The sequence below is a fragment of the Actinomadura monticuli genome, assembly GCF_041463655.1.
In the GTDB taxonomy this organism is placed as follows: Bacteria; Actinomycetota; Actinomycetes; order Streptosporangiales; family Streptosporangiaceae; genus Spirillospora; species Spirillospora monticuli.
In genome coordinates, this window is sequence record NZ_JAXCEI010000041.1 from 1 (window position 1) to 2,382 (window position 2,382).

Sequence of the window (2,382 nt, forward strand, 5' to 3'; positions counted from 1 at the left end):
CTATGGGGCTTGAGTAGGCATTATAATCAGCAGAATTGCAGTGCTTCGATACCATAAAAATAGTTTTTTTAAAAAAAAAACCGAGTACATTTAAAGGCTCACAGCCTAAGAAAAGAAGCAGATCGAATGAAACGTTTTTTATGTGTTGCCAGCGCATTTCTTTTTAGTTCGACGGTGTTTGCCTCGAACGAACTTGAGATAAATGGATTGCCCTTAACACTAGTATTGAATGATAACAATATTGCAAAGGTTTCTTCATGTTCTGATTTCATCTCATTACGCAAATCAGGTGAAACAGTAAAAAACATCCTTGATATTTCTGAACCAGATTATGACCAGGCAAAAGCTGCCCTAACTGATTGTTATATAAATGCCTATGCAATCCAAAACGGACTGGTTAAAAAAGACGCACCTGCACCATCGTTAAGTGACTTATTGAAGCATTTCCCAGCTTCTGAAAAATTGATTGTCAGTGATAATGAAAAAGAAGAGGTGCAAAAAAAATTCAATGGTAAAAGCATATGGGATACCTCACCGGACTTTATGATGAAAGGTGATGTTTTACAATCTCAGAGTGACGATACAGGATACAGGTTAATATCCTACAGTACATATTCAAATAGAGATGGAAAAGATTTTAATATTGTAACCATAGCTGCGTTTACGTTACACGGGACATACGGGATCAGAAATAGCTACATCATTAAATATAAAGAGGAAAAGATATGGGAAATACAAAAGGTTGATGAAAATAGCCCACTTTAATGATATGGCCACATCCCTGTGGCCATTAGCTTTATTAAACTAATTACTTATCAGAAAGAAGCTGGTCATGCGTATCTTTATTACGCGGATTTCGACTGTCATCTAAACCAGTTCTGTGGGACTCAACCGCAGCAGTAGGCCAATCACCACGGTTTACAGCAGCGTTGAAATTAGGGAAGTTTGATTTTAATTTTGGAATGCCAATGTTAAATCCCATGTCGACTAGAGCTACTTTTCTGTCATTAGAAAATGCATCATGAATCGCCACGGATAATTTAGACACTTCCGAGCCGTTGATAATACTGGTTTTCATATTCTGTCGGTGACATCTGATCGCTGGAACCATGCCGACGCTTACTGTTATAAAACATTTCGATGTAATCAAAAATATCGCTGCGGGCTTCTTCCCGCGTTCCGTATATCTTTTTCTTTATCCGTTCGCGTTTCAACAACTGGAAAAAGCTTTCTGCAACCGCATTATCATGGCAATTACCGCGACGGCTCATACTGCCCTCCAGCCCGTGTGATTTCAGGAACGACTGCCACTCATAGCTTGTGTACTGACTGCCTTGATCAGAATGAACCAGCACCTGCTTTTGAGGATTACGTCGCCACACGGCCATCAGAAGTGCATTCAGGACAATATCCTTTGTCATCCGGGGCTGCATTGACCAGCCAATAACTTTGCGCGAGAACAGGTCAACAACCACAGCCAGATACAGCCAGCCTTCGTGAGTCCGGATGTAGGTGATGTCCGTTACCCAACGCTCATCCGGTGCTTCCGGGTTGAACTGCCGCTGGAGCCTGTTGGGCGTCACGATGCTGGTTTCACCCTTACGTGCCCGTGGGCTACGGTACCCGACCTGAGCCCTTATCCCGGCACGCTTCATCAGTCGCCAGACACGATTAACTCCGCACTGTTGTCCGGTATCCCGCAGGTCGAGGTGGATCTTGCGATAACCATAAACGCAACCCGACTCCAGCCAGAACTGCTTTATCAGCCCCGTCAGCCTCAGGTCAGCATGATGCCGCCGTGAATGCGGCTGCTGAAGCCAGGCGTAAAAACCACTGGGATGAACATCCAGCACCCGACAGAGCAGGCGAACAGGCCAGCAACAGGAGTTGTCACGGATAAAGGCGTACCTCAGTCGGACAGCTTTGCGAAGTACGCCGCGGCTTTTTTTAATATGTCCCGTTCGTCGGTAACCCGCTTCAGCTCTTTCTGGAGGCGTCGGATCTCAGCCTGAGCGTCTGACTGGACTTTATTGGTTGAGGAATCCGGGCCATATGCCTTTATCCAGGCATAAAGACTGTGGGTGGTGATACCGAGACGTGTTGCCACGCTGGAAACAGAATGGCCGCGATCAACAACCTGTTTTACCGCTTCAATTTTAAACTCTTCGGGATAACGCTTACCGCTCATGGGCACCTCTCTTTAAGTCATCTTAAATGACTCTGAGGTGTCTGTTAAACCCGTGGCGATTCATTCACTCTTGAAAGTACTCTTTCTGACGATATCCATTGTAACTAAAATGTCATAGAGGTTGCATGATGGGTCTAAAAGGGCGGTTAATTATTGCGGTGTTCGGCGTTATATTTTGCGTTCCGATTTCCATT

The 2,382-nt window shown here is 44.8% G+C and carries 3 protein-coding genes; 1 reads left to right on the forward strand and 2 read right to left on the reverse strand.

Annotation, left to right across the window (positions count from 1 at the left end; all coding sequences use genetic code 11):
• The first annotated feature begins 126 nt into the window (after positions 1–126).
• Positions 127–765: a hypothetical protein gene (locus SM611_RS37530; RefSeq protein WP_088545101.1), complete on the forward strand. Its 639-nt coding sequence runs from the start codon at positions 127–129 to the stop codon at positions 763–765.
• A gap of 43 nt (positions 766–808) precedes the next feature.
• On the opposite strand, the gene SM611_RS37535 is transcribed toward SM611_RS37530, so the two are convergent.
• Together SM611_RS37535 and SM611_RS37540 are read right to left on the reverse strand one after the other, a co-directional pair.
• A complete protein-coding gene (locus SM611_RS37535; protein WP_371955162.1) occupies positions 809–1,033 on the reverse strand; it encodes a lysozyme family protein in 225 nt (74 codons plus the stop codon).
• 7 nt (positions 1,034–1,040) lie between these two features.
• A protein-coding gene (locus SM611_RS37540; protein ID WP_131619234.1) for an IS3 family transposase occupies positions 1,041–2,188 on the reverse strand; the annotation gives its coding sequence in 2 pieces (ribosomal slippage) (positions 1,041–1,951 and positions 1,951–2,188; 1,149 coding nt in all).
• Between the last annotated feature and the right edge of the window lie 194 nt (positions 2,189–2,382).

Bases quoted from the DNA above. Each gene is read 5' to 3' on its own strand.
- SM611_RS37530 (WP_088545101.1), top strand. From the start codon at position 127: ATGAAACGTTTTTTATGTGTTGCCAGCGCATTTCTTTTTAGTTCGACG.